The organism is Ralstonia sp. AU12-08 (assembly GCF_000442475.1).
GTDB classification, from domain to species: domain Bacteria; phylum Pseudomonadota; class Gammaproteobacteria; order Burkholderiales; family Burkholderiaceae; genus Ralstonia; species Ralstonia insidiosa.
In genome coordinates, this window is the sequence record NZ_ASZV01000047.1 from 36947 (window position 1) to 61638 (window position 24692).

Genomic DNA, 24692 nt, shown 5'->3' on the forward strand with positions numbered 1-24692 from the left:
AAGTGCAGCAGTCTCGTCAGGCAGCGGGCGGAGCGTCCGCGCCCTTGGGGTGCTTGTAGCGGTTATAGCCCCACAGATATTGCGTCGGTGCCACGGCAATCAACTGCTCGATGGCGGCATTGATGCGGGTGGCGGCTTGCGTTGCGTCTTCAGGCAAATCGCCGATGTCCTGCACGTGCAGGCGATAGCCGCCGCCGCGCGGCAGGCGCTCGGCAAACAATGCGACCACAGGCGCACCCGTCAGCCGGTGCAGGCGGTGCACCAGCGTCATCGTATAGGCGGGCTTGCCGAAGAACGGCGCCCACACACCTTCGCCACCCGTGGGGGTCTGATCAGGCAGGATGCCGATGGCCTCGCCGCGCTTGAGTGCGCGCACCAGCATGCGCACGCCGCGCGGGTCGGCCGGCGCCATGGACATGTTCGGTCCCGCGCGCATGGTCTCGATCCAGCTGCGCAGGCTTGCCTTGTGCGGCGGCTTGAAGAGCGACGTGACGGGATGCTCACGCGCATAGGCCTGCGGCAGCACTTCGAAACAGCCCAGGTGCGGCGTCAGGAAGATCAGGCCGCGCCCATCTGCGAGCGCACGCTCGATGATCGGTCGGCAGACGTTGAACAAGTGCGGAGCAACATCCGCCCCGTTCTTGCGCACCCAGAAATACGGCATCTCGAAGACCATGCGGCCGGCAGAGCGGGCCGCCTCCTTGAGCATGGCGGGCGTGGCGTCCGGATAGGCGTGGCGGAAGTTGGCGATCAGCCGGTCGTGATAGCGGCCGGGCACCTTGGCGGCCAGCGCTCCCAGCCAGCCGCCCAACGCCTGCAGCACTGACAGGGGCAAGCGTGAAAACAGCCAGAACAGGAAGGTCATGCGTGCGGTCGCAGCAATGTGTTGGTCGCAGTCGACAGAGGAGCAGGGTCTTGGGCAGCCCGTGCTGCGGCCCCAAAAAGTGCCGCGTATAATAGCGCGATTCGCCGAGTTAACTGACAACTTGCGGGGCGAATCCTTGTCGGGCCACAAACCTGGGCAAGGTTACTAAATACCGCTAAAGCGTCGCCGGCCGTGGCTCAAACGGATGGCGCGTAATAGCAAGTTCGCCATTCTGGAGCTTACAGCCGTGTCAAACGACTTCCTCTTCACCTCGGAATCCGTCTCCGAGGGCCATCCCGACAAGGTCGCCGACCAGATTTCCGACGCCATCCTGGACGCCATCCTCGCCCAGGACAAATATGCGCGCGTCGCAGCAGAAACGCTGTGCAACACCGGTCTGGTGGTGCTGGCGGGCGAAATCACCACGTCGGCCAATGTCGACTACATCCAGGTTGCGCGCGAAACCATCAAGCGCATCGGCTACGACAACACCGAGTACGGCATCGACTACAAGGGCTGTGCCGTGCTCGTCGCTTACGACAAGCAATCGCCGGATATCGCCCAGGGCGTCGACCGTGCATCGGACGACTACCTGAACCAAGGCGCCGGCGACCAAGGCCTGATGTTCGGCTACGCGTGCGATGAAACGCCCGAGCTGATGCCCTTCCCGATCTACTACGCACATCGCCTGGTCGAGCGCCAGTCGCAACTGCGCCGCGACGGCCGCCTGCCCTGGCTGCGTCCGGACGCCAAGTCGCAAGTGACGGTGCGTTATGTGGACGGAAAGCCGCACAGCGTGGACACCGTGGTGCTGTCGACCCAGCACGCGCCGGAGATGTCGCAAGAAGCCATCCGCGAAGCCGTGATCGAAGACATCATCAAGCCGGTGCTGCCCTCGCACATGCTGGCCGACACCAAGTATCTGGTGAACCCGACCGGCCGCTTCGTCATCGGCGGCCCGCAGGGCGACTGCGGCCTGACCGGCCGCAAGATCATCGTCGACACGTACGGCGGCGCAGCCCCGCACGGCGGCGGCGCGTTCTCGGGCAAGGACCCGTCGAAGGTCGACCGCTCGGCGGCGTACGCTGCACGCTATGTCGCCAAGAACGTGGTGGCCGCCGGTCTGGCTCGCCAGTGCCAGGTGCAGGTGAGCTACGCGATTGGCGTGGCACGCCCGATCAACATCACCGTGTACACGGAAGGCACCGGCGTGATCCCGGACGACCAGATCGCCAAGCTCGTGCACGAGCACTTCGACCTGCGTCCGAAGGGCATCGTGCAGATGCTGGACCTGCTGCGCCCGGTCTACGAAAAAACGGCTGCCTACGGCCACTTCGGCCGCGAAGAGCCGGAATTCAGCTGGGAAGCCACCGACAAGGCCCTGCTGCTGCGCGAAGCGGCTGGCCTGAAGGGTGAGCCGGCCAAGGCATTCGCCTGAGCCCGCGTTGCTGCAAAAACGAAACCGCCCTTCGGGGCGGTTTTTTGTTGCGTGTGCAATGACGCCACGCTTACGGGATTTTGCTGAGAATGCCGTTCATCTCATCGGCGGAAAACGCCCGCAGCGTCTGGGAACGGACATTGCCGGCCGAAGCCAGTGCCAGCCCGAACGACGTCATCGCGGCGTCGTCCGGCCCTTCGCAAATCACCACAAGATCGTACTGGCCCAGCGTCCAGTAGGTTTCCCTCATATCGATGCCGGCCGCCTTGGCCAGCTCACGGGCCGCGGCGGCCCGTTTGGTGGTGTCCTTGATAGTGCGGATGCCCTGGTCGGTGAAATTCAGCAGGGCCAGAAAAGTTGCCATGGTGCGTCTCCTCATCGGCGGGAGTCCGGGGGGTGCAGCATCGCGTGCCGCCGAAACGCGCGGAAGGAAATACGCCGCAATGAACGCGCCATATTAGAAGGCACATGCCATGCGTGCCGGTGAGGCCCCTGCCGGGCGGCAAATGCAGCCACAATTAGGTCGAAATCGTTTCAGTTGCGATACACCGATCACCGCCCTGGCGACTCCGCAATTTCGGTCAGGCGCACCCGCCACCCACGCGCTACCGTATCGCCACCCAGGAGCCTTTTCCCATTGACCACCACCGACTACTACCTCGCCCGCATGCGCGCCGTACTCGCGCACATCGACGCGCATCTAGAGGACGCGCTGGACGTGGATGGACTGGCCGAAGTGGCGGCGTTCTCGAAGTACCACTTCCACCGCCAGTTCACGCTGCTGTTCGGCATGAACGTCGGGCGCTATGTGCAGTTGCTGCGGCTCAAACGTGCCGCGCACCAGCTCGCCTATCGCGACGCGGCGCGCATCACTGACATCGCGCTGGCATGCGGCTACGAGGCGCCGGAGGCCTTTGCGCGTGCGTTCCGCAAGCAGACGGGACAATCGCCGTCGGACTTTCGGGCGGCGCCACAGTGGCGCACCTGGGCCACCGAACTACAGGCGCTGCGCGCCCTCAGGAGCGAACACATGCCCGCACAACCGCAACCCCATGCCGTCGAGATCGTTGAACGCAACGCCGTACCCGTTGCTGCAATCGAGCACTGTGGTGACCCCGCGCGCCTGGGCGAGACCCTCCGCACGTTCATCGCCTGGCGCCGCGCGCACCGGCTGCACCCGTCCGTCTCGGCCACCTACAACATCGTCTACAACAGCCCCGACGATGTGGCGCCGGACGATTTCCGCATGGACATCTGCGCCGCCACGCAGGCACCGATCGCCCCCAACGCCGCCGGCGTCACCGCCAAAACGCTGGCCGGTGGCCGCTACGCCGTACTGCGCCACACGGGCTCGGACGACACACTCGGCCAGAGCGTCGCGTACCTCTATGCCGAATGGCTGCCCGCCAGCGGCGAGGAACCGCGCGATGCGCCGCTGCTGTTCCAGCGCGTGCGCTTCTACCCAGACGTGCCCGAACACGAGGCCATCACCGACATTCTGTTACCACTGAAGTGACACGGTGCGCGCCCGCTCGTTATGTCATGGCATGATATAATTTGCGCCTGCACTCTTCCCGCATATCTGTCTTGGTGAGGCCTGGTCCGGGCAATCGCCGTGCGACCTCGCTTGACCATGTCTGCCCCGCCCGCTTCCCGCGCAACGTCACGCGCCGCATTCGCCCACTGGCTCCACAGCTTCGTCCCGGCACCGGTAACGGTGCGTTGGCGCGAGCGTGTGCGCTCGGCCGTTGGGGCGCTGATCGGTATTTTCTTTACCGGCACGATGATGAAGCTCGTGCCCGGTGCCGCCACGCTGATCCCCTTGCTGGTGGCCCCCATGGGTGCCTCGGCGGTGCTGCTGTTTGCGGTGCCGGCCAGCCCGCTGGCGCAGCCGTGGTCGATCATCGGCGGCAACCTGGTGGCCGCCACGGTGGGCGTGACATGCGCGCTGTTGGTGAAAGACCCGGTGGTGGCCTCTGCGCTGGCGGTGTCGATGGCCATTGCCGGCATGTTTGCGCTGCGCTGTGTGCACCCACCCTCGGGCGCGGTGGCGTTGACCGCCGTGATTGGCGGGCCGGCCGTGCACGCGCTGGGGTACACGTTCGTGCTGGAGCCAATCCTGATCCAGTCAGCGCTGCTGCTGGTGGGCGCGCTGGGGTACCACGCCGCCACGGGCCACCGGTATCCGCACGCGCAACGCCTGCCCGCCGTTGAGCGCGCACCCACCGCTGGGGGCTTCACCCGCGCCGACATCGTCGCCGCGCTGCGCCGCCAGAGCGAGCTGCTCGACATCGACCCCGACGACATCGAAGCCGTGCTGCGCGAGATGCAGCTGCGGGCCCAGGAAGAAAAACTGCGCCGCACCTTCCACGCGCTCACCTGCGCCGACATCATGTCGCAGCCGGCGATTGCCGCCACCCCGGCCACGTCGATCCCGCGGGCGTTGCAACTGCTGCGTCAGCACAGCATCAAGGCGCTGCCAGTGGTGGATACCGGGCAGCGCGTCATCGGCATCGTCACGCGTGCGGATTTGCTCGGCCTGAACCCGCGTGATTTCCGCCAGACGCTGCGCCACTGGTTCAGCATCGGCGCGCTCACCCCGCCGCGCGTGGCCGATCACATGAAGACGCACGTGCAGACCATTGCCGCCACCGCGCCCATGTCCGACCTGGTGCCGCTGTTTGCCAGCGCCGGGCATCACCACATTCCGGTGGTGGATGCCGAGGGCCGGCTGGCGGGCATCATTACTGAATCAGACTTGGTGGGCGGGCTGTACCGTCAGGCGACGATCCAGCCGCAGGCCGCCTGAACGGCCCGCTGATTCACGCGATCCATCACTCCGCGTCGATCGGCCACGCGCGAAACACCTCCAGCTGCTCCGCCGCGGCAGAGAACGCCGCCACGCGCGGGTAGCTCGCCGCTGGCACGCGGTCCGGCACCATCAACTGGATAAAGCCCCAGGCCACGGCGGTCGTCACACCGGCTTGCGTCAGCGCGCTCGCATCCGCAGGCAGCGGCGCATCCTTCCACTCCGCTTCCAGCGCGTCGAGCGCGGCGTGCAGTTGACCGTGCACGCGGTCCACCCACGGCGCATGCACCTTCTCGGTCGGGCGCAGGTTGTGTTCGTAGACGATCTGCATCGCCTTCTCACACGCGGCCAATGCCAGTCCGATGACACGCAACGCGTGCTGACGCGCAGGCAGCGCGGCAGGCATCAGGCTGCGGCCGGCCAACGTCTCGGCATAGTCGATGATGAGGGTGGAATCGATCAGCACGGTGCCGTCATCGCACACCAGCGTGGGCGCCTTCACCACCGGGTTGATCTCGTGAAACCGGTCGAAATGCCGGAAGACCGACACCGACGCATGCTCGAACGACAGGCCGAGCAGCTTGAGCGAAATGGCGGTACGGCGGACGTAGGGCGAATCAAGCATGCCGATCAGCTTCATGGGGTCTCCTGGGTGGGGCGATGCGTGGGTGTGCAAAAGAACGCTCATGATAGGGCGCCTGCGTCGTCCTCACAGCGCATCCCAACGCCAGGCCTGCTGCAGCCGATCCCGTACGTAGTCGACAAACACGCGCACACGCGGCGCAAGGTGCTGGCTGTGCGGATAGATGGCATGCAGCGGTGCGGCCGACACGGCATGCCCCGGGAGCACCCGCACCAGACGCCCGGCCAGCAGATCGTCGCCCACATCCCAGATGGATTTGACGGCAATGCCCGCACCTTCGGCCGCCAGCGTATGCGCGGCCTCGCCATCGTTGGTGACAATGGACGCGGTGACGCGCACGGTGTGCGCTTCGCCCTCGCCGCTGAAGTGCAGGTCAGCACGGCGCTGGTCACCGATCAGGATGCAGCGATGCCGCACCAGGTCTGACGGATGCACGGGCGCGCCATGCTCGGCCAGGTAGGCCGGCGAGGCGCACAGCACCCGAAAGTTGGGCGCCAGCGGCCGCGCGATCAGCGTGGAGTCGGTCAGGGCGCCAAAGCGGATCGCCATGTCGTAACCGCTGTCGATCAGGTCGACCACCGCATCGGTCAGTTCAAGCTGCACGCTCAGTTGCGGATGCTCGCGCTGAAACGCCGCCACGATGGGCGCAATGCGCCGCCGCCCCAGCTGGCCCGGCGCCGTCACGCGCAGCAGGCCAGTCACGGCCTGGCGCCGCTGCATCAGCAATGCCTCGGCCTGATCGATTTCATCCAGGATGCGTACCACGCGGCTGTGAAACAACGCGCCCTCTTCGGTCAGCGTCTGGCGGCGGGTGGTGCGCTGGATCAGGCGCACCCCCAATGCCGCTTCGAGTTGTGCCAGCCGCTTGCTGACCACGGACAGCGGCAGGTCCATCTCACGCGCCGCCGCCGACAAACTGCCGGCCGAGACGATGCGGGCAAACGAAATAAGCGCGGGCAAGTTGTCGAGCATGAGGAGATTCTTCGCAATCAGGAAAGGATGTTTCCTATTGGCAGCGGTATTTCCACGATTTCGCGAAGACTAGCATGCGTCGGTCTTTCACGTTCCTGCCTGTGCCATGACTCGATTGCCTGATGCCCGCCCCTCCACCGACGCCAGCGTCGATACCCCTGCCACCCCGACAGACGCTGGCCGCCGCACCTTTCTGGCTCGTGCCGGAACCGGAGCGGGCGCGCTGGCTGCCGGTGCGCTGCTGGCCGGCAACGCCGCTGCGCAGCCGCGTCAAGGCAGTGCCCCAGCCGCCACGACCGCTTCGGCTTCCGGCCAGTTCTGGCCAAATGGCATCCGCCTGGTCATCTCCATCTCGATGCAGTTCGAGGCTGGCGGCCAGCCGCCCAAGGGCACCGACAGCCCGTTCCCGAAGATCGACTTTCCGGCCAGCATGCCGTCCGACCCAGCCACCAACACGTGGTTTGCCTACGGCTACCGCGAGGGCATCCCGCGCATGCTGGACCTGTGGGACCGCCACGGCGTGAAAGTGACCTCGCACATGATCGGCGAGGCGGTGCAACGGCATCCCGAGCTGGCGCGCGAGATCGTGGCACGCGGCCATGAAGCCGCCGCGCACGGCCCACGCTGGAGTTCGCAATACGCCATGACGCGTGCTCAGGAGCGCGCCTTCCTGAGCGAGGCCGTCACCATGGTCGAGGCGGTGACGGGCCAGCGCCCGGTGGGCTACAACTGCAACTGGCTGCGACGCGGCCCCAACACACTGTCGCTGCTGCAGGAGCTGGGCTACCTCTACCACATCGATGATCTCAGCCGGGACGAGCCCTTCATCGAGCAGGTCAACGCCCGCGACTTCGTGGTCGTGCCCTACACGCTGCGCAATAACGACATCCTGCTGGTGGAAGGCCGCAACTATTCGCCATCGGCGTTCCTGGAGCAGATCAAGCTGGACTTCGACCAGCTCTACGAAGAGGCCGGCGCGCGCCGCCGCATGATGTCGATCAGCGCGCACGACCGCATCAGCGGCACACCGCAGATGGTGCGCGCGTGGGATGCCTTCCTGCGCTACGCCAAGCAACACCCCGGCGTGGCCTTCCTGCGCAAAGACGAGATCGCCCGCTATGCGGCCACGAGCCCGCTGACCGTGCGTGAGCAGGAAACCCTCTGAAGCCGGCGCGGCGGGCAACGCAGCATGCCCGCCCCTCTGCCTGACGCCTCCCCCGAGCACTGCCATGCCCCATATCGTGATCGAAGCGACCGAGCCGCTGGCACGTCGCCTGGACTTCCCCGCGCTGCTGCAAACGATCCACCGCCAGTTGGCCGATAGCGGCAGCGCGCGGCTGCATGACCTCAAGAGCCGCGTGCACATCACCAACACGTTCCTGGCCGGCGACGATGCGCAAGCCCAGTTCATCGTGGCCCGGCTGGTGCTGACCAACCCGCGCTCGGCCGAGCTGCAGCACAGCATGGCCCTCGTCATCCACAACGTGCTGCGCGACGCCATTGCAGCCGACGCGCCGCCCGGCTGGTGGCAATGCTGCGTGCTGGTGGAAACGCTCGAACGGGCGCTGTACCAGAAGACCGACTCCCGCGCGCCGGGCTAGCTCGCCCCCCGACACCCCACACAACAACATCAAAGGAGACCGCATGAACTCGCACCCGCACGCCGGTGCGCTGGCCCAGCCCGCGCCCGCTGCCCCCTCAATACTTGGCACCACGCCGGCGGATCCGGCACTCGAGGGCATCTATCGCCGCATTGGCTGGCGGCTAATGCCGATCCTGCTGCTGGCCCAGGTGCTGGCCTACCTGGACCGCGTCAACATCGGCACGGCCAAGCTGCAGATGGCCGCCGACCTGAGCCTGAGCGCCACCGCCTACGGGCTGGGGGCGGGCATCTTCTTCCTCGGCTATTTCATCTTCGAGGTGCCCAGCAACATGCTGCTGCACCGGCTGGGCGCACGCACCTGGATCGCGCGGATCATGGTGTCGTGGGGGCTGCTGTCGGCAGCCATGGGCTGGGTGCAAAGCACGACCGGGTTCTATGTGCTGCGCTTCCTGCTGGGCGTGGCGGAAGCCGGCTTCTTTCCGGGCGTCGTGCTGTATCTCACCTACTGGTTTCCGGCGCACCGGCGGGGCCGCATGACCACATTGTTCATGAGCGCCACGGCGGTGGCGGGCATCGTGGGCGGCCCGTTGTCGGGCTGGATCCTGGCGGCATTTGACGGGCACCTTGGGCATGCGGGCTGGCGCTGGATGTTCGCGCTGGAGGGCCTGCCCTCCGCCTTGGTGGGCGTGCTGGTGTTCTTCCTGCTGCCGAGCCGGCCGCGCGATGTGCGCTGGCTCGATGCCGACGCGCTGGCACGCCTGGAGGCCGATCTCGCGCAGGCGGCGCCACCCCAGGCACGCGTGCACCGCGCGGCAGACATCCTCAATGGCACGGTACTGCTGTTCGCGCTGATCTACTTCCTGCTGCTTGCGGGCCTGTACGGCGTGAGTTTCTGGCTGCCGAGCGTGATTCGCGCGGCAGGCATCGCCAGCACTGTCACGGTGGGCTGGCTGAGCGCCGTGCCATACGCAGCCGCCATGGTGGCCATGAACCTCGTGGCGCGGCAGGCAGACCGCCGCCGCAACTGGGGCACGCTGGTGGGCACCAGTGCGCTGGTCGCGGGCGTGGGCTTCTGTGTGAGCGCGCTCATGGTTGATCAGTTGGTGCCCGCCATGGCGGCACTGACGATCGCCTCGGCGGGCATCCTGTCAGCGCTGCCGCTGTTCTGGAACCTGCCGACCGCGCGGCTGGACGGCATGGCTGCCGCAGCGGGCATCGGCTTCATCAACGCCATCGGCAACCTGTCTGGCTTTGTCAGCCCATTTGCCATCGGCTGGCTGACGGACAAGACGCACACGGCGACCGCCGGCGTGGGCCTGCTGGGCGCGTCGGCCATGCTCGCCGGCGCACTGACGCTGATGTACGGGCGGCAAACGCGCCGGCACTGAGCGCAGCCCCGGACGACACGGTGCGTGGGCGGAAAGCGGCATACCATCAAGCCCTGTCACACGCCCCCGTGCCTGTCCATCTAGGGAATAACCTTCCTGGACGACACACCGCACCATGACCGCGCCCACGCGCTCACCCATCCGCACCACCAGCCTGGACACGGCCTTCACCGCGGCCCGCCCGCGCCTGTTTGCCATCGCCTACCGCATGCTCGGCACGCGCGCCGATGCCGAAGACGTGCTGCAGGACGCGTGGATGCGCTGGCATCAGGCAGCCCCATCCGCACTGTGCTGGGCCGAGCTGGTGTCGCACACGCCGGCCGCCGACCCGAGCGATGAAGAGATCTCCGCGCTGAGCTTTGTGACCGTCACCATCACCAGCTGTCACCGGTTGAACTACAGGAAGCGCACCATCAATATTTCATCCGCGTAACCACCGGCCGACTTGAGCGCGCGCGGCTCGATGCCATAGGTTTCAAAACCGCAACGCGCGTACAGCGCCAGCGCCGCTGCGTTGCCTTGCACCACCGACAGCGTGAGCTGCTCGACCACGCCCGTGGCCGCGGCCACGATGCCATCCACCAGCGCCGTCCCCACCCCGCGCCCACGCACCTCGGGCGACACGTAGAAGCCCCACACAAACCCCTTGTGCGCCAGCTTGGCAATGGTCTGCTGCTTGAAGCCGACCATGCCCACGATGCGCGCGCCGTCGTACGCCCCCAGCACCGTTGTCGTGGCGAGCCGTTCGGCAAAGGCCGCCTGCGAAAGCCCGGCCTCTGCCTCGTACGTTGAGCCGAAGGCCTCGGGCGAATCCTTGAGCGCGGCCAGGCGGATGGCGCGGTAGTCGGCGACGTGGGCAGCATCAGACGGCGAGAGTTGGCGAAGGGTGATGGTGTTGGCGTTGGTGGACATGACGGTGACTGACCGGGCGAACAACGAGCGGCTTCCAGTATCGCGCCAAACGCTTGCAGGGGCGTGTAACGCATGTCCCTATCCATGCAGCGGAGGGCTTTGTCGGTCAACTGGCCTATGTCGGCGTGTGGCCCCGAGTTTCTATGCTTCGGGAAAGTGCAAGACCACACACACAGCGCAACAAGAACGGGGGGAGCCATGGCCGAGCTATCAATCGCCCAAGGGGAGAACATCGGCAGCGCTGCAGCACAACCGCTGCCGGCGCCAATCCCACCGGCCCACCCCCAATACCCGCATAGCCTGCATGGCGCGGCCTTGGTGATGGCCGCCGCGCTATCGCTCGGGCTCACTGGTTGCGGTGGCGGCGGCGACGATGCCAGCTCCAGCACGACACCGCCGACAAACAACGTCACACCGGCGCCCACACCGACCCCATCGCCCGCGCCGGCACCAAAGCCGGCCCCCGTACCTGCACCAGCACCCGCACCAGCGCCGGCACCCGCCCCCACCTACTCAGTGGGCGGCACAGTGAGCGGCCTGAGCGCAGGCAAGACGGTCACACTGCTGGACAACGGCGGTGATGCCGTCGTGGTCAATGCCAACGGCAACTTCCAGTTCCCGACCAAGCTCGCACAGGGCAAGCCATACGCTGCCACGGTGGGCACACGGCCCTCGGGTGAGAACTGCACCGTCACCAACGGCAGCGGCACGGTGGGCACAGCCAACGTGACCACCATTGCCGTGGCCTGCACACTGCGACCGCTGTTCGGCTATGCGGTCAACTCCAACGACGGCACCGTCTCCGCCTTCACGCTGGATGCCACCACCGGCATGCCCACGGTCATCGGCACGACACCGGTAGCGGTGGGGCAAGTGCCCCTGTCGCTCACAATCGACCCCGCGGGCAAGTTTGTGTATGTGGCCAATGCCGTGGACAGCACCATCACCACGCTCTCCATCGACCCGAATACCGGTGTGCTGACGGTGGTGGGCTCGCCCACCACCACCGGCGCGAGCACGACGCCCTATAGCATTGCGCGCACGCCCAACGGCAAGTTTACGTACACGGCCAATTTTGGGAGCAACACGCTCTCGGCGTTCTCGATCAACGCGAGCACGGGTGCGCTCTCGGCCGCGACCAGCATCCCCGCCGGTGCCAACCCGTACACCGTCACCATCAACAGCGCGGGTACCTTCGCCTATGTGGTGAACAACAACAGCGGCGGCACGACCGGGACTGCCATGGCGTTTGCCATCAACAGCAGCACAGGCCTCCTCACGCAGACCGGCAGCACGGTCAACGCCGGCAACTCGCCGGAGTTCATCGCCGTCAACCCGGCAGGCAGCGTTGCCTATGTGGCCAACTCGGGGGACAGCACCATCGGCATTTACAGCATCACCGCCGGTGCATTGGCCGCGACGCCCACAACGGTGTCAACAGGGGCCAACAGCGGCCCGAACTACATCGCGATCTCCCCATCAGGAGGCTTCCTGTACGAGACCAATGTGCTGACCAACAATCTGAACGTGTTCTCGATCAACCCAAACAACGGTGCGCTTACGCTGGTGCAGACCGTCGATACCACCGCCACGAGCACGGCGAGCAACAGCGTTGGTCATGGGCCCGTCACGGTGCTGCTGAACCCCGCGGGCACCTTCGCCTACGTGGTGAGTGCCATCGACAACTCGGTGACGGCTTACAGCATTAACGCCTCGACGGGCATGCTGACCGCTGTGGCCAACGGCTCGGCGGCCACCGGCAAAATCCCACGCGGGATGGCGATTGTGGCGGTGCCGTGAGGCGGGTCGGGTGACTCAGTCAGGCGGCCGCCCGGAGCCCCTTGCTTGTGCAAGGGGCTTCGTTTTTGAGCGGGCACGTCTCACACATCGATGGCCGCAGTCGACTTCACCTTGCGGCGCAGCTCGTACTTCTGGATCTTGCCGGTCGATGTCTTGGGTAGCGGGCCGAAGAACACTGCCTTCGGCACCTTGAAGTTGGCGAGCAGCGTCTTACAGTGCGCGATCAACTCTTCCGCCGTCGCGGTGGCGCCGTCCTTCAGCTCCACAAACGCGCACGGCGTTTCGCCCCACTTCGCATCGGGCTGGGCAACCACCGCAGCGGCCAGCACGGCGGGGTGGCGATACAGCGCGTCTTCCACCTCCACGCTGGAGATGTTCTCGCCGCCCGAGATGATGATGTCCTTGCTGCGGTCTTTGATCTTGATGTAGCCGTCGGGCATGCACACGCCCAGATCACCGGTGTGGAACCAGCCGCCCGCAAAGGCTTCTCGCGTGGCCCGCTCGTTCTTCAGATAACCCTTCATGCAGATGTTGCCGCGGAACATGATCTCGCCAATGGTTTCGCCATCGGCGGGCACGGGCTGCAGGGTGTCAGGATCGAGCACCGCCACCTGCGACTGCAGGTGATAGCGCACGCCCTGGCGCGCCTTCATGGTGGCGCGGTCGTGCTCGGGCAGCGTGCGCCATTCGTCCTGCTCTGCGCAGACGGCGGCTGGGCCGTACACCTCGGTCAGGCCGTAGACGTGCGTGAGCTCAAACCCCATCGCCTCCATCTGCGCCAGCACGGCAGCGGGCGGCGGTGCACCGGCCACCATGCCGCGCACGGGCCCGCGCAAACCCTCACGCCACGATGCCGGCGCGTTGACCAGCGCGGTGTGCACGATGGGCGCGGCGCAATAGTGCGTCACGCCTTCATCGCGCATGAGGTCGAACACCACCTTGGGCTCGAACTTGCGCAGGCACACATTGACCCCCGCGCGCGCCGCAATCGTCCACGGGAAGCACCAGCCATTGCAGTGGAACATCGGCAGCGTCCACAGATAGACCGGGTGCTTGGGCAGATCCCATTCCAGGATGTTCGACACCGCGTTGATGGCCGCGCCGCGATGGTGGTAGACCACGCCCTTCGGGTCGCCCGTGGTGCCCGAGGTGTAGTTGAGCGCAATCGCATCCCATTCATCCACCGGCCCTTGCCACGCGTAATGCGGATCGCCAGAAGCGAGGAAGGACTCGTAATCGGTGTCGCCAAACCGCTCGGCCTGCGGGCCCAGCGCGTCGTGCACGGCGATCACCTTCAGGCCCGGAATCTCCAGCGCCATCTGCCGCGCCAGGTCGGCAAACTCGGTATCGGCCAGCAGCACGCGCGCCTCGCCATGGCGCAGCATGAAGACGAGGTTGGCGGCATCCAGGCGGATGTTGAGCGCGTTGAGCACCGCCCCGGCCATCGGCACGCCGAAGTGCGCTTCCACCATCGCAGGCGTGTTCGGCAGCAGCGCGGCCACGGTATCGCCGCGCCCCACACCCGCCTGCGCCAGCGCTCTGGCCATGCGGCGCGCACGGGTATAGGTGTCGCGCCAGTTCTGCCGCACCGGGCCATGCACAATGGCCAGGCGGTCGCCATAGACGTCGGCCGCGCGGGCCAGGAACTCGATCGGGGTGAGGGGAACGAAGTTGGCCGCGTTGCGGGCGAGGCCGGTATCGAAGTCGGTGGGCATGGCTGGGTCTCCGGTGCGGCGGGCACGACGGGCGCTGGGGCCACGGTTGCCGCTGTTGCTTTTAGATGGGCCAACGCTATCATCGGGCAGCTCCCGCACTCTGTCATCCGGATGACAAACCACCCGGAAACCCAAGCCAGACAAAGGCTGACAGGATTCTTACAAAGCGAAGGCGGAGCCCCACGCGCCCTCACCCACCCGCCTTTGCCATGACCGCACCCGACACCCTGTCGCCCACCACGCAGTTGCCGCTCCACGCGTGGTTCACCGCGCTGGCGCCCGAACACCAGGCGCTGGCCGCGCGCGAGACCCTGCTCCAGCAGTTCGAGCCCGGCGCCTTCATCGCCCGCCGCGGCGAGCCCTCGCGCTACTGGGTCGGCGTGGACAGCGGCCTCATCAAGCTGGCCGTGTACACCGCCGACGGGCGCGGCTGCACGTTCTCCGGCGTGCCCGAAGGCGGCTGGTGCGGCGAGGGCAGCGTCATCAAGCGCGAAGACCGCCGCTATGACGTGATCGCCATCCGCACCTCGCACGTGCTGCTGGTGCCCGAGCCCGTGTTCAACACGCTGCTCGCGCAGAGCCTGCCGTTTGCCAGCTTCGTGGTCCGACAGCTCAACGAACGCATGGGGCAGTTCATCGCCACCGTGCAGAACGACCGGCTGCTCAGCGCCGATGCACGCGTGGCGCAAGCGATTGCGCAGCTCTTCCACCCCGCCCTGTACCCACGCACGAGCACCGTGCTGGAGCTGTCCCAGGAAGAGATCGGGCTGCTGACCGGGCTCTCACGCCAGCGCGTGAACCAGGCGCTGCGGCGGCTGGCCGAAGCTGGGCTGATCACGCTGTCGTACCAGACCATTCGCGTGACCGATCTGGCACGCCTGCGGCTCTTTGGTCTCTCAGAGTTGTAGTGCAACACCGCGCAGTGTCACCCGCGCGACATTGCCAGGGTTGCGCGCAGGCCTAGAATCCTGCGACAGTGGCGGGCCGTTGGTTTGCCCGCTGTTCTCTGCCGTTTCCTGCCGCGCCCCCATGCCGCTCATCAGCCGTGCCCACGTTCGCATCTCGCGCCTGCGCTTTCCCTTTGCGGTGCGCGTGCAGGCCGAGCTGGGCACCGCCTGCCTGCGCGATGCCAATGGCCGGCGCGAGGTGCGCCCGGGCGACCCGTTTGTGGTGCCCGCCTTCGCGCATTTCGGCTGCGAGCTGCCGGGCACGCTGTGGCAGCCCAGCGCCATCTCGCTGGTGGCCGTGCCCGATGCCGGTTGCCCGCGCATGGCGGCCATCCACCACGACAAGCCCTGGTCACGCACGCTGGCCAACCTGGTGTTCGAACACCCCGCGCAGGCGTGGAACGCGGCATTGCTGAGCGAGTGCTGGCAGATCGGCCCGCGACAGGTGCGCGCTCGCCTGTTTGCCGAAGGCGAAGCGCTGCTTGCACTGGTACGCGAGCAGCGGGCCGCGCGGGCGCTCTACGCACTGGCCGCGCTGGAAGGGAACACCGCCTGCCCCACCGAGGCGCTGGAACAGCTTGCCCGGCGCACCTGCCTGCGATCTGCCCGCACCTTGCAAGACACCTGCGCCAGCCTGTTCGGGGTTGCGCTCTTCCAACTGATGGCCGCCACCGCTGACGACACGCACACCGCCGCGCCCATCGGCCCGGCCGCCTGGACAAGCTGGCACGCGCCTGGGGCGCTGACGGCGTAATACCGGCGCCCTGCCGATTGGACGGGACTGGACTCGACTGGACTGAGCCCAGCCCAGCACGCCAGCGCTATCTCAATCGAAGATGACGCGCTGCCCCGCGCTGCCGCTGGGCAGGCTCGGCTCGCCCATCAGGTCACGCACGGCGTCTTCAATCACGATGGACATGGCGTTGAGCGCAAGGTCGTTGTCTTCGGTGCCGAAGGGCTCTTCGATTTGCGAGGCGATGGCCTCGTGCGCCATGAAGGTGTACGCCACAAACACCGCAAACACCGGCGTGAAAATGCCGATGCTCTGCACCAGCCCAAACGGCAGCGCCGCGCAGAAGAAGTACACCGTGCGGTGGATCATGACCGAGTACGCAAACGGCAGCGGCGTTGAAACAATGCGCTCGCACCCGCCGATGGCGTTGGTCAGCTCGGTCAGGCTGCGATCAAACACCAGCGCGGCATAGGCATCCAACGCACCGGCCTGGCCGTTGTGCTGCGGGTCGCGTTGCGGGTTGCGTTGCGTTCGGCGTTGCACCCACTCGCCCAGCCACAGCGTGAGCATGGCGGGCCGGTAGCGCGCGGCCATCACGCGATCGAGCAGCGGCGAGGGCAGACGGGTGGCCAGGTCTTCACGTGGGTCAGTACGGCGCAACTGGTGGCGCAGCGCATGCGGCACCGCGCTCAGCACCTGCGTGAACTCGCGCACATCGTCTGCGGACACCGCACCCTGCGGCAACTGCGACGGCAACGTCAGCGCCTGACGCGTGAGCGCGCGCGCGCAATTGAGCAACTGGCCCCAGAGCTTGCGCGCCTCCCAGTAGCGGTCATAACTGGCGTTGTTGCGAAAGCCCAGGAACACTGCCAGCGCAATGCCGACGAGCGAGAACGGCGTGGTGCTGAGGTTGACGGAGATGGGCAGCCAATGCGCATGCACCGCCATGGCCACCAGCGAGATACAGAAGATCAGAAACAGGCGCGGCAGAAGCTGCGGCAGAACGGAACCGCGCCATGCAAGCAGCATGCGGAACCAGTGCAGGTGGGGGCGGACAACCATGGTGGGGAAGCAGAGGCGGGAGGGCGGGATTATCGCAGATGGCCTATCGCGCACGGGCTCGACGCCGAGGGCGTGGCATGGCACCCGTTGGGTGATATCCCCGCCCCGCAACGGGCGCCGACGTGCTGTGGTGCTGTGATGGCTAGTGTGGACGCATGGTGCGCAGGCTCACTGCACCGCGCCAATAAACGCCGCCAGCTCCGCCGTCTTGGGGTTGGCAAACACGTCCTTGGCGGGGCCGCTTTCATGGATCAGCCCCTGGTGCATGAACACGAGCTGATCGCCCACATCGCGCGCGAAGCGCATCTCGTGCGTGACCATGATCAGCGTCATGCCCTCGGCGGCCAGTTGCTTGACCACGGCCAGCACCTCGTTGACGAGCTCCGGATCCAGCGCAGACGTGATCTCATCGCACAACAGCACCTTCGGCTGCATGGCCAGCGCGCGCGCAATGGCCACGCGCTGCTGCTGCCCGCCGCTGAGCTGGTCGGGGTATGCATCAAACTTATCGGCCAGGCCCACCTTGGCCATCATCTGGCGTGCGAGGTCATTGGCATCGGCCTTCTTCATGCCCTTGACCACCACGGGCGACAGCGCCACGTTCTCGCCCGCCGTGAGGTGCGGAAACAGGTTGAACTGCTGGAACACCATGCCCACGTTCAGGCGCAGCGCGCGCAACTGCGCGGCCGTGGCCTGCGAGCCCTGGAGCACCGCGTTGTCCACGACGATCTGGCCGTCGTCGATGGCTTCCAGCCCGTTGATGGACCGCAGCAGCGTGCTCTTTCCCGAGCCACTGCGCCCGATGATGGCGACCACCTGGCCGCTTTCAACGCGCAGGTCCACGCCCTTGAGCACATGGTTGTTGCCGTAATGCTTGTGTACGGCGCACAGATCAACGAGCGGCATAGAGCTTCTTTTCCAGATGAGAGGCACAGAGCGACAGCGGCCAACACAGCGCGAAATACGCCAGCGCCACCAGCCCATAAATAAGGAACGGCTGGAACGTGGCGTTGGCCAGCACCGAGCCCAGCTTGGACAGGTCTTCAAACCCGATGATGGAGGCCACCGCCGTGCCCTTAACGATCTGCACGGAGAACCCCACGGTGGGCGCAATCGACAGCCGCACGGCCTGCGGCAGCACCACATGCCGCATCTGCTGGAAGTAGCCCATCGCCAGGCTGGAAGACGCCTCCCACTGCCCACGCGGAATGGCTTCCACACAGCCGCGCCACACCTCGGCCAGGTAGGCGCTGGTGTACAGCGTCAGGCCGATGGCGGCGGCCGTCCACGGCGACATCTCGAAGCCCGCCATGGACGCCCCAAAGAACACCAGGAACATCTGCATGAGCAGCGGCGTGTTCTGAAAGACCTGGATGTAGGCCTTGCTCACGCGCTGCAGCGTGGCGTTGCGCCCCACGCGGGCAAACAGCACCACCAGGCCCGCCGTGCCGCCCAGCACAAAGGCCATGAGCGACAGCATGAGCGTGGCGAGCAGCCCTTCCCCCAGCTTGAGGAGAATCGGCAACAGAGGGATGTCGGCGATCATGCTGCGGTCTCCGCTGGGTTGGTGGTGGTGGCACGCGGCACCACCGATGCCACCGGCACGCGACGCCCCACAACAAAGCGCTGACCGATCCACGCCAGCAACTGACGCAGCAGCAACGCCAGCGCAAAGTACAGCGCGGTGACGATCAGATAGGTTTCAAACGCGCGGAAGTTGCGCGACTGGATGAAGTTGGCGGCAAAGGTCAGATCCTGCGCGGCAATCTGCGAGACAACCGACGTGCCCAGCATGACGATCACGATCTGGCTGCTCAGCGCCGGCCACACCTTCTGCAGCGCGGGCCGCAGCACCACGTGCCGGAAGATCGCCCAGCGGCTCATCGCCAACGCGTTGGCCGCTTCCAGCTGGCCGCGCGGTGTTTCTTGAATGCCCGCGCGCACGATCTCGGTGATGTACGCGCCCAGGTTGACCACCACCGTCAGCACCGACGCCTGCCACTCGTTGATCTGCACCCCCAGCGACGGCAAGCCGAAGAACACGAACATCAGCTGGACGAGGAACGGCGTATTGCGGATGGCCTCCACATACACCTTGAACAGCGCGTTGAAGGGCCGGATGCGCCAGGCGCGGCACACGCCCCCGGCCACGCCGATGGCACCGCCCACCACCGCGCCCGCCGCCGTGAGCGCGAGCGTAAAGCCCACACCCTGCGCCAGCTGGCCGCTGTAATCGAACACCGCGCCAAAGTCGAATTGATAAGCCATAACGAAACTCCACGCGCCAGGCCATGACGGGGCTCCGCGGCATGCGGGCCCGGGCACGCCTGGCGTGCTGACATGCTTACGGTTTTACAGTTGGGCGGGCAGCGGCATCTTGATCCAGCGCTGCGACAGATCGTTCAGGCGCCCGTCCGTCTTCAGCTTGGTGATGGCGGCGTTCACCTTGTCGAGCAGCGCGGGCTCGCCCTTGGCCACGCCCACATAGCAGGGCGTGTCTTCCACGGGGAACTTCAGGTCGAGCTGGCGCAGCTTCGTGCGCTCGTTCACCGCGTTGGCCACGATGTTGCCCACCGTCACCAACTGCACCTGGCCGATCAGGTAGCTCTGCGCGGTGGCGTTGTTGTCTTCATAGCGCTTGATGGTGGCCGACGCCGGCGCCACGGCCGAGAGGGCCAGGTCTTCCGTCGAGCCGCGCGTCACGCCGATCGTCTTGCCGGCCAGGTCCGCCGGCTTCTTGATCGACGCATCCTTCGGGCCGTACACGCTCTTGGGGAACGGCGCATACGCCTGCGTGAAGTCGATCACCTTGGCGCGCTCGGCGTTCTTGCCGAGGCTGGAGATGACGATGTCCACCTTGCCCGTGGTCAGGAACGGAATGCGGTTGGTGCTGGTGACGGGCACCAGCTCGGCCTTCACGCCCAGTTCCTTGGCGACGAGGTTGGCCATGTCGATGTCATAGCCCTGCAGCTTGAGATCCGGCCCCAGCGAGCCGAACGGCGGAAAGTCATTCGGGATCGCCACGCGGATCACGCCCGCCTTCTGGATGTTGGCCAGCACATCGGCATGCGCCGGGCGGCCCGGCAGCAACGCGACCACCGCGCTGGCCGCCATGACGGCGTAGAGGAAGGTGCGGCGCGAGGTGTGGTGCAAGCGGGAGAAAGCGGCGATGCGGGTCATTCAAAAACTCCTTCAGAAATCGAGACAGGCGAAACAAGGCGAAAGGAAACGGGATCGGCAACCGCGCGATCGGACGCGGCCAGATCGATGCCGCTGCGGCGTGCGGATGACAGCAGATGGGCGCGCATGGCCTCTGCGCTGGCGGCGGCATCGCCCGCGGCAATGGCCTGCACGATGGCGTCGTGCTCGTGCGCGGGGTGGTCGTCTGCGCCGTTGCGGGCAAAGGGCAGGCGCAGGCTGTGGCCGATGGCGTGTTCCAACTGGCCCGCTATCGCCATCAGGCCCGGGTTGCCCGACAGCTGCGCCAGCAGCATGTGGAAGTGCAAATCCGCCTCCGCCGCGCTCAGCAGGTCATTGCGCGCCAGCGCATGGGCCAACTGCTGCTGCAGCCATTGCAGGTGGCGCAGGCCGGCAGCCTGCATGCGCGCGGCGGCCAGCGCCGTCCAGCCGGGCTCCAGCACCAGGCGCAGCTCAATCAACTGACGCGGCGACAGCGTGCCCAGCGCCGGCGTGGCAAACGGGCGATGCAGGCGATCGGCACTTGCCCGATCGGCGCCCACCTGCGGGCCGCGCACCACCACGCCCCGGCTGGGCAGGATGTCGACCAGGCCCAATGTCTCCAGCACCGTGAGCGCCTCGCGCAACGACGCGCGGCTCACGCCCAGGCTTTCTGCCAGCTCACGCTGCGGCGGCAGACGGCTGCCGCTGGGGTAAGCGCCGCTCAAGATGCCTTGCTGGAGTGCTTGCGCAACGGAAGAGGGAATGCTGTGCATGGGCCGAATTGGGAGAAAGACACGGTCGTGGTCTGACCGGTCGCCCACGGCTTATGCGAGTTTTGTGCCATGCAGCAAAAAATAGCGGTTGTGCGGGTTGGCGAGGCGTTGGTTGCCTGGGCGATGCCCTTGCGTGAGGCACGCGCAGCCCGATGGGGGCATCGGCGGCTTGGAGTTGGTGCGTGGTGGCACCGATTTGGGACGGCCCATCGTTTTGGGGAAGCGCGCCCTTACCTCGCAACGCATCGACTGCAGAGCGAAGGAGCTATAGTGCCGTCACCAGAAACGTGACCTCGTTAGGCAAGATAGATAACTTAGACGCATGACGACGAGTCCGACCTTCTACCCCTACAGCCCAGAGCCGCATCGGGGCATCGCACAGTCAAGGCGCGTCGCGCGGGATGTCATCAAACTGACAATCGACGCCGAAGAGGCGCGAGCGTGGTTCTTCGAAACGCACCCATGCCAACGACTGCGGGAATTAATTCCGTCCGCCACCGCGTTCTTGATTGAGGACTACTACCTGGGCAAGAAGCAGAACGCGTCGAGAAGATCAGGTTTGAACAGGCTTGCTTTAGCGGGGGAGTGTCAGGAGGAACTCATCCGCAAGGTCGAACAGGCAGTCGCTGGGGTCCGCTCCGCTGTCAAGTAGCGCTAGCATGCTTTTAACGATCTTGTCGTCAATGACCAAAATTAGCTTTCCGTGCTCACGCATCGCACCCTGGGCCATTTTCAGCGCGCTCTCGTTTGCGCCACGACGTGCAAGGATAATGGCAACTCTCCGAAGACCGCGCTCCAACAGGTATTTCTCTGTTGTCAGAACCTGGCCCTGTGAGATCGGTTCAGCATAGTTCTTGAACTCAAAAATGATGTAGCGGCTATTCAGGTGGTCAACGAGAAATTTCCAGAATTGCCGGTGTGGCTTGATTCGACACACGAAATCAAATTGGTTGAGGCCGTCATCGGTCCGTGATTGGCGGTGCCAACCTTCAAGGTCTTGAGCGAAAAGATGGCGCAGGATCCGCTCGCCAATATCTTCAAATGCGTGTGCTGCTGCTGGAACCTAAAAAAAACCGGGCTTCTTTGGGCCCGGTTATTTCTAATCGCATAGCTTTCCAGTGGATGGATCTGACGATCCACAACGATGCGTCTGCCTCAAATCGATTCACTTACTTGTGAACCACATCAACTATTTTGAGGTCCGACACAACTGTAGATGGATTCATAACCCGAGAAACTGCCCCTTGTGGGACAAGGCGTTCAAGCCAACGGGGAAGCAAAAGGCGAGAAAAGTCGACGCATAACCCGAGAACTTCCTTCCCCGACCAGCTTCGATGCGCGCGGGAGCGCGCGATGGAACGGAGCCATCCCATCAGCAGCTGTCGCCAAGGTTTGTATTGGCCGCCGCAAGAATTGCGCTTGAAACAAGGCAATTTTAGCAAATTGCACTCGTGAGCGAACCCTCCTTCGATGCACGCCGGCGCTCCGGAAATGTCTAAGTTTCCGCGACTGGCCCACTATCGCGTCTAGCAAATTGCGATGGTCGTTTGGCGAGGCAGCTACCGAGTTGTCTCCCCCATCTCTACCCCGTCTCAGGCCAGTGATTTCCGTGGCCGGTCGAGACCCACCCGTCCCACCCGCCCATCGCAACCCGGCCTGGAGGGTGGCTTATGAAATCGACCCGCCTATGTCTCGCCTGTGGTAACGCGTTCGTCCCGTTGCCGCATGTTCCTCACCAGCGTTACTGCTCGTCGGAGGCTTGCCAGCGTGCTCGCCGGCGCGACTGGCAGAACCACCGGCTCCGCATCGACAAGGACTACCGCGACAACCAAGCCCGGGCGCAAGCGAAATGGCGCGCCGGCCACTCAGGCTATTGGCGCGAGTATCGGGCTGCACATCCGGCGTACCGCGAGCGCAACCGCAGCATGCAGCGGATGCGCAATGCACGGCGGAGTTGCAGGCCGATTGCAAAGATGGACGTCATCGGGCGCCGTTGGCCGCTGGGTTCTGGCTTCTACGTGTTGTCTCATGCGGATGAAAGCCGCGTTGCAAAGATGGACGCGTGGACCGTCCACATCGCCGTGCTGTCTGCGCCGACAGGGCCGCCGGAGTGATTGCAAAGAGATGACGTGATTCTCATTGGCGCCGTGCCTGCTACGCTGGCCTCACCAAAGTTCGTTTTCGAACGCCACCGCCTGATGTGAAATCGTGGCGCGTGAGCATGAGGCCCCACACCCTCGGTGCCTGCCGCGGCCTATGCCTGAGTTGCGGAGTGAAAAATGTCATCCAATACCGCTGCTGCAGCAGTTGGAGCCGGCTCCTCTGGAGGACGGGCGGCAGAGTATGTCCGCATGTCGACTGAGCACCAGCAGTATTCGACCGAGAACCAGCGCGACAAAATTCGCGACTACGCAGCCCGCCGCGGATTCGAAATCGTCCGCACGTATGCCGATGAAGGAAAAAGCGGGCTCCGAATCGATGGGCGCCAGGCGCTGCAGAATCTCATCGCCGATGTGGCCAATGGCAAGGCCGATTTCTCGGTCATCCTGGTTTATGACGTGAGTCGATGGGGACGTTTCCAGGATGCCGACGAGAGCGCGTACTACGAGTACATTTGCCGCCGCGCCGGCATTCAGGTGGCGTACTGCGCCGAGCAGTTCGAGAACGATGGCTCCCCTGTTTCGACCATCGTGAAAGGGGTAAAGCGGGCCATGGCCGGCGAATACAGCCGAGAACTGTCCGCGAAGGTGTTTGCCGGCCAATGCCGCTTGATTGAGATGGGCTTCCGGCAAGGAGGACCTGCCGGCTACGGGCTGCGCCGGGTTTTGGTCGATGAGCACGGTCTCATGAAGGCAGAGCTGTGCCGTGGTGAACGCAAAAGCCTTCAAACCGACCGAGTCGTCCTTATGCCTGGACCGGACAGCGAGGTGCGAATCGTCAACCTAATCTACGACTGGTTTATTAATGAATCGCTCGACGAACATGAAATCGCAGCGCGCCTGAATGGCATGCGTGTGCGGACGGACCTGAACCGGGAGTGGACGCGAGCTACCGTGCGGGAGGTATTAACGAACGAGAAATACATCGGCAACAACGTCTACAACCGGGTGTCGTTCAAACTGAAAAAGGTACGCGTGACCAACACACCTGATATGTGGATTCGAAAAGAAGGCGCATTTCAGGGCATTGTGCCGAGCGAAACGTTCTACACGGCGCAAGGCATTATGAGAGCCAGAGCACGTCGCTACTCAAATGAGGAGCTCATCGAACGACTGCGTAATCTGTACCGGAGCCGCGGGTTTTTGTCCGGCGTCGTAATTGATGAAACGGATGGCATGCCCTCGACGTCCGTCTATGTGTACCGATTCGGCAGTTTGATTCGCGCCTACCAGACCGTCGGCTTTACGCCTGGTCGAGACTATCGATACATTGAAACCAACCGCTTCCTGCGACAACTGCATCCGGAAATCATCGCGCAGACGGAGCGGAAAATCGCGGATTTGGGCGGCACGGTGATACGCGACCCGGCCACCGACCTGCTCACGGTCAATGACGAGTTCACGGCCTGCATCGTGCTCTCGCGTTGCCAGGCGCATGAAAATGGCCGAAATCATTGGAAAGTCCGCTTCGACACAAGCCTCCTGCCGGACATCACGGTGGCGGTGCGGCTCGACCACACGAATGCGTCGGCATTGGATTACTACCTGCTGCCACGTTTGGATTTTGGACAACCGCGCATTCATCTCGCCGACCAAAATCCAATCGAGTTTGAGAGCTATCGCTTCGATACGCTGGACTACTTGTATGGCCTGGCCGCGCGTGCCCGTCTCAGGAGAGTAGCGTGAACGCGCG

Annotated in this window: 24 protein-coding genes and 1 pseudogene; 12 read left to right on the forward strand and 13 right to left on the reverse strand. The window is 65.1% G+C overall.

Going from position 1 to position 24692, the window contains the following annotated elements; all coding sequences use genetic code 11:
* Positions 1-16 precede the first annotated feature (16 nt).
* Positions 17-865 carry a lysophospholipid acyltransferase family protein gene (locus C404_RS52400; protein WP_021196835.1) on the reverse strand — a complete coding sequence of 283 codons (849 nt, stop codon included), beginning with the start codon at positions 863-865 and terminating at the stop codon, positions 17-19.
* 247 nt (positions 866-1112) lie between these two features.
* Between C404_RS52400 and metK the strand changes: the two genes are divergently transcribed.
* Positions 1113-2303: a methionine adenosyltransferase gene (gene metK, locus C404_RS52405; RefSeq protein WP_031329970.1), complete on the forward strand. Its 1191-nt coding sequence runs from the start codon at positions 1113-1115 to the stop codon at positions 2301-2303.
* 70 nt (positions 2304-2373) lie between these two features.
* On the opposite strand, the gene C404_RS52410 is transcribed toward metK, so the two are convergent.
* A complete protein-coding gene (locus C404_RS52410) occupies positions 2374-2667 on the reverse strand; it encodes a GYD domain-containing protein (RefSeq protein WP_021196837.1) in 294 nt (97 codons plus the stop codon).
* Positions 2668-2940: 273 nt separating this feature from the next.
* Here C404_RS52410 and C404_RS52415 point away from each other — a divergent pair, with 273 nt between their 5' ends.
* Together C404_RS52415 and C404_RS52420 are read left to right on the forward strand one after the other, a co-directional pair.
* Complete coding sequence (locus C404_RS52415; protein WP_021196838.1) at positions 2941-3819, forward strand: AraC family transcriptional regulator; 879 nt, start codon at positions 2941-2943, stop codon at positions 3817-3819.
* A 117-nt stretch (positions 3820-3936) separates the two neighbouring features.
* Positions 3937-5112 (forward strand): HPP family protein, encoded by a 1176-nt coding sequence (locus C404_RS52420; RefSeq protein ID WP_031329972.1) that lies wholly within the window; start codon positions 3937-3939, stop codon positions 5110-5112.
* A gap of 25 nt (positions 5113-5137) precedes the next feature.
* Here the strand turns inward: C404_RS52420 and C404_RS52425 are convergent, their stop codons facing one another.
* Together C404_RS52425 and C404_RS52430 are read right to left on the reverse strand one after the other, a co-directional pair.
* Positions 5138-5752 carry a glutathione S-transferase gene (locus C404_RS52425; protein WP_021196840.1) on the reverse strand — a complete coding sequence of 205 codons (615 nt, stop codon included), beginning with the start codon at positions 5750-5752 and terminating at the stop codon, positions 5138-5140.
* A 69-nt stretch (positions 5753-5821) separates the two neighbouring features.
* Positions 5822-6727 (reverse strand): LysR family transcriptional regulator, encoded by a 906-nt coding sequence (locus C404_RS52430; RefSeq protein ID WP_021196841.1) that lies wholly within the window; start codon positions 6725-6727, stop codon positions 5822-5824.
* A 106-nt stretch (positions 6728-6833) separates the two neighbouring features.
* On the opposite strand from C404_RS52430, the gene C404_RS52435 reads away from it, so the two are divergent.
* The 4 genes and pseudogenes from C404_RS52435 to C404_RS59575 all read left to right on the forward strand — a co-directional run.
* Positions 6834-7892: a polysaccharide deacetylase family protein gene (locus C404_RS52435; RefSeq protein WP_031329974.1), complete on the forward strand. Its 1059-nt coding sequence runs from the start codon at positions 6834-6836 to the stop codon at positions 7890-7892.
* A 64-nt stretch (positions 7893-7956) separates the two neighbouring features.
* A complete protein-coding gene (locus C404_RS52440; protein ID WP_021196843.1) occupies positions 7957-8328 on the forward strand; it encodes a 5-carboxymethyl-2-hydroxymuconate Delta-isomerase in 372 nt (123 codons plus the stop codon).
* A 70-nt stretch (positions 8329-8398) separates the two neighbouring features.
* A complete protein-coding gene (locus tag C404_RS52445; RefSeq protein ID WP_031329975.1) occupies positions 8399-9718 on the forward strand; it encodes an MFS transporter in 1320 nt (439 codons plus the stop codon).
* Between the two features lie 115 nt (positions 9719-9833).
* A pseudogene (locus tag C404_RS59575) lies at positions 9834-10007 on the forward strand (sigma factor); the annotation flags it as partial.
* A 107-nt stretch (positions 10008-10114) separates the two neighbouring features.
* On the opposite strand, the gene C404_RS52455 reads toward C404_RS59575, so the two are convergent.
* Positions 10115-10630, reverse strand: coding sequence for a GNAT family N-acetyltransferase (locus tag C404_RS52455; protein ID WP_021196846.1), 516 nt, complete (start codon positions 10628-10630; stop codon positions 10115-10117).
* A 198-nt stretch (positions 10631-10828) separates the two neighbouring features.
* On the opposite strand from C404_RS52455, the gene C404_RS0130345 reads away from it, so the two are divergent.
* Positions 10829-12430 (forward strand): lactonase family protein, encoded by a 1602-nt coding sequence (locus tag C404_RS0130345; RefSeq protein WP_031329976.1) that lies wholly within the window; start codon positions 10829-10831, stop codon positions 12428-12430.
* Between the two features lie 80 nt (positions 12431-12510).
* Here C404_RS0130345 and C404_RS52460 read toward each other — a convergent pair whose 3' ends face one another.
* A complete protein-coding gene (locus C404_RS52460) occupies positions 12511-14145 on the reverse strand; it encodes an acyl-CoA synthetase (RefSeq protein WP_021196848.1) in 1635 nt (544 codons plus the stop codon).
* A 209-nt stretch (positions 14146-14354) separates the two neighbouring features.
* Between C404_RS52460 and C404_RS52465 the strand changes: the two genes are divergently transcribed.
* Positions 14355-15053 (forward strand): Crp/Fnr family transcriptional regulator, encoded by a 699-nt coding sequence (locus tag C404_RS52465; RefSeq protein ID WP_021196849.1) that lies wholly within the window; start codon positions 14355-14357, stop codon positions 15051-15053.
* A gap of 121 nt (positions 15054-15174) precedes the next feature.
* The gene (locus C404_RS52470; RefSeq protein WP_021196850.1) at positions 15175-15846 is read left to right on the forward strand and encodes a hypothetical protein; all 672 of its coding nucleotides are present in this window, start codon (positions 15175-15177) and stop codon (positions 15844-15846) included.
* A 72-nt stretch (positions 15847-15918) separates the two neighbouring features.
* On the opposite strand, the gene C404_RS52475 is transcribed toward C404_RS52470, so the two are convergent.
* From C404_RS52475 to C404_RS60330, 7 genes are all read right to left on the reverse strand, one after another.
* Positions 15919-16887: a bestrophin family protein gene (locus C404_RS52475; protein ID WP_021196851.1), complete on the reverse strand. Its 969-nt coding sequence runs from the start codon at positions 16885-16887 to the stop codon at positions 15919-15921.
* Positions 16888-17055: 168 nt separating this feature from the next.
* Entirely contained in the window at positions 17056-17793 is a 738-nt protein-coding gene (locus C404_RS52480) for an amino acid ABC transporter ATP-binding protein (protein ID WP_021196852.1), read from the reverse strand.
* Positions 17780-18433: an amino acid ABC transporter permease gene (locus tag C404_RS52485; protein ID WP_021196853.1), complete on the reverse strand. Its 654-nt coding sequence runs from the start codon at positions 18431-18433 to the stop codon at positions 17780-17782. Before C404_RS52485 ends, C404_RS52480 begins: the two co-directional genes overlap by 14 nt.
* On the reverse strand, positions 18430-19155 hold the full coding sequence (locus tag C404_RS52490; protein ID WP_021196854.1) for an amino acid ABC transporter permease: 726 nt from the start codon (positions 19153-19155) through the stop codon (positions 18430-18432). The genes C404_RS52485 and C404_RS52490 overlap by 4 nt, the downstream gene beginning before the upstream one ends.
* Before the next feature lie 84 nt (positions 19156-19239).
* Positions 19240-20067, reverse strand: a complete 828-nt coding sequence (locus C404_RS52495; protein WP_021196855.1) for a transporter substrate-binding domain-containing protein — start codon at positions 20065-20067, stop codon at positions 19240-19242.
* Positions 20064-20840 carry a FadR/GntR family transcriptional regulator gene (locus tag C404_RS52500; protein ID WP_021196856.1) on the reverse strand — a complete coding sequence of 259 codons (777 nt, stop codon included), beginning with the start codon at positions 20838-20840 and terminating at the stop codon, positions 20064-20066. Before C404_RS52500 ends, C404_RS52495 begins: the two co-directional genes overlap by 4 nt.
* A gap of 574 nt (positions 20841-21414) precedes the next feature.
* A complete protein-coding gene (locus C404_RS60330; RefSeq protein WP_021196857.1) occupies positions 21415-21777 on the reverse strand; it encodes a hypothetical protein in 363 nt (120 codons plus the stop codon).
* 733 nt (positions 21778-22510) lie between these two features.
* On the opposite strand from C404_RS60330, the gene C404_RS52510 reads away from it, so the two are divergent.
* Complete coding sequence (locus C404_RS52510; RefSeq protein WP_021196858.1) at positions 22511-22954, forward strand: hypothetical protein; 444 nt, start codon at positions 22511-22513, stop codon at positions 22952-22954.
* Positions 22955-23119: 165 nt separating this feature from the next.
* Positions 23120-24685 (forward strand): recombinase family protein, encoded by a 1566-nt coding sequence (locus tag C404_RS52515; RefSeq protein WP_031329978.1) that lies wholly within the window; start codon positions 23120-23122, stop codon positions 24683-24685.
* Positions 24686-24692 lie beyond the last annotated feature (7 nt).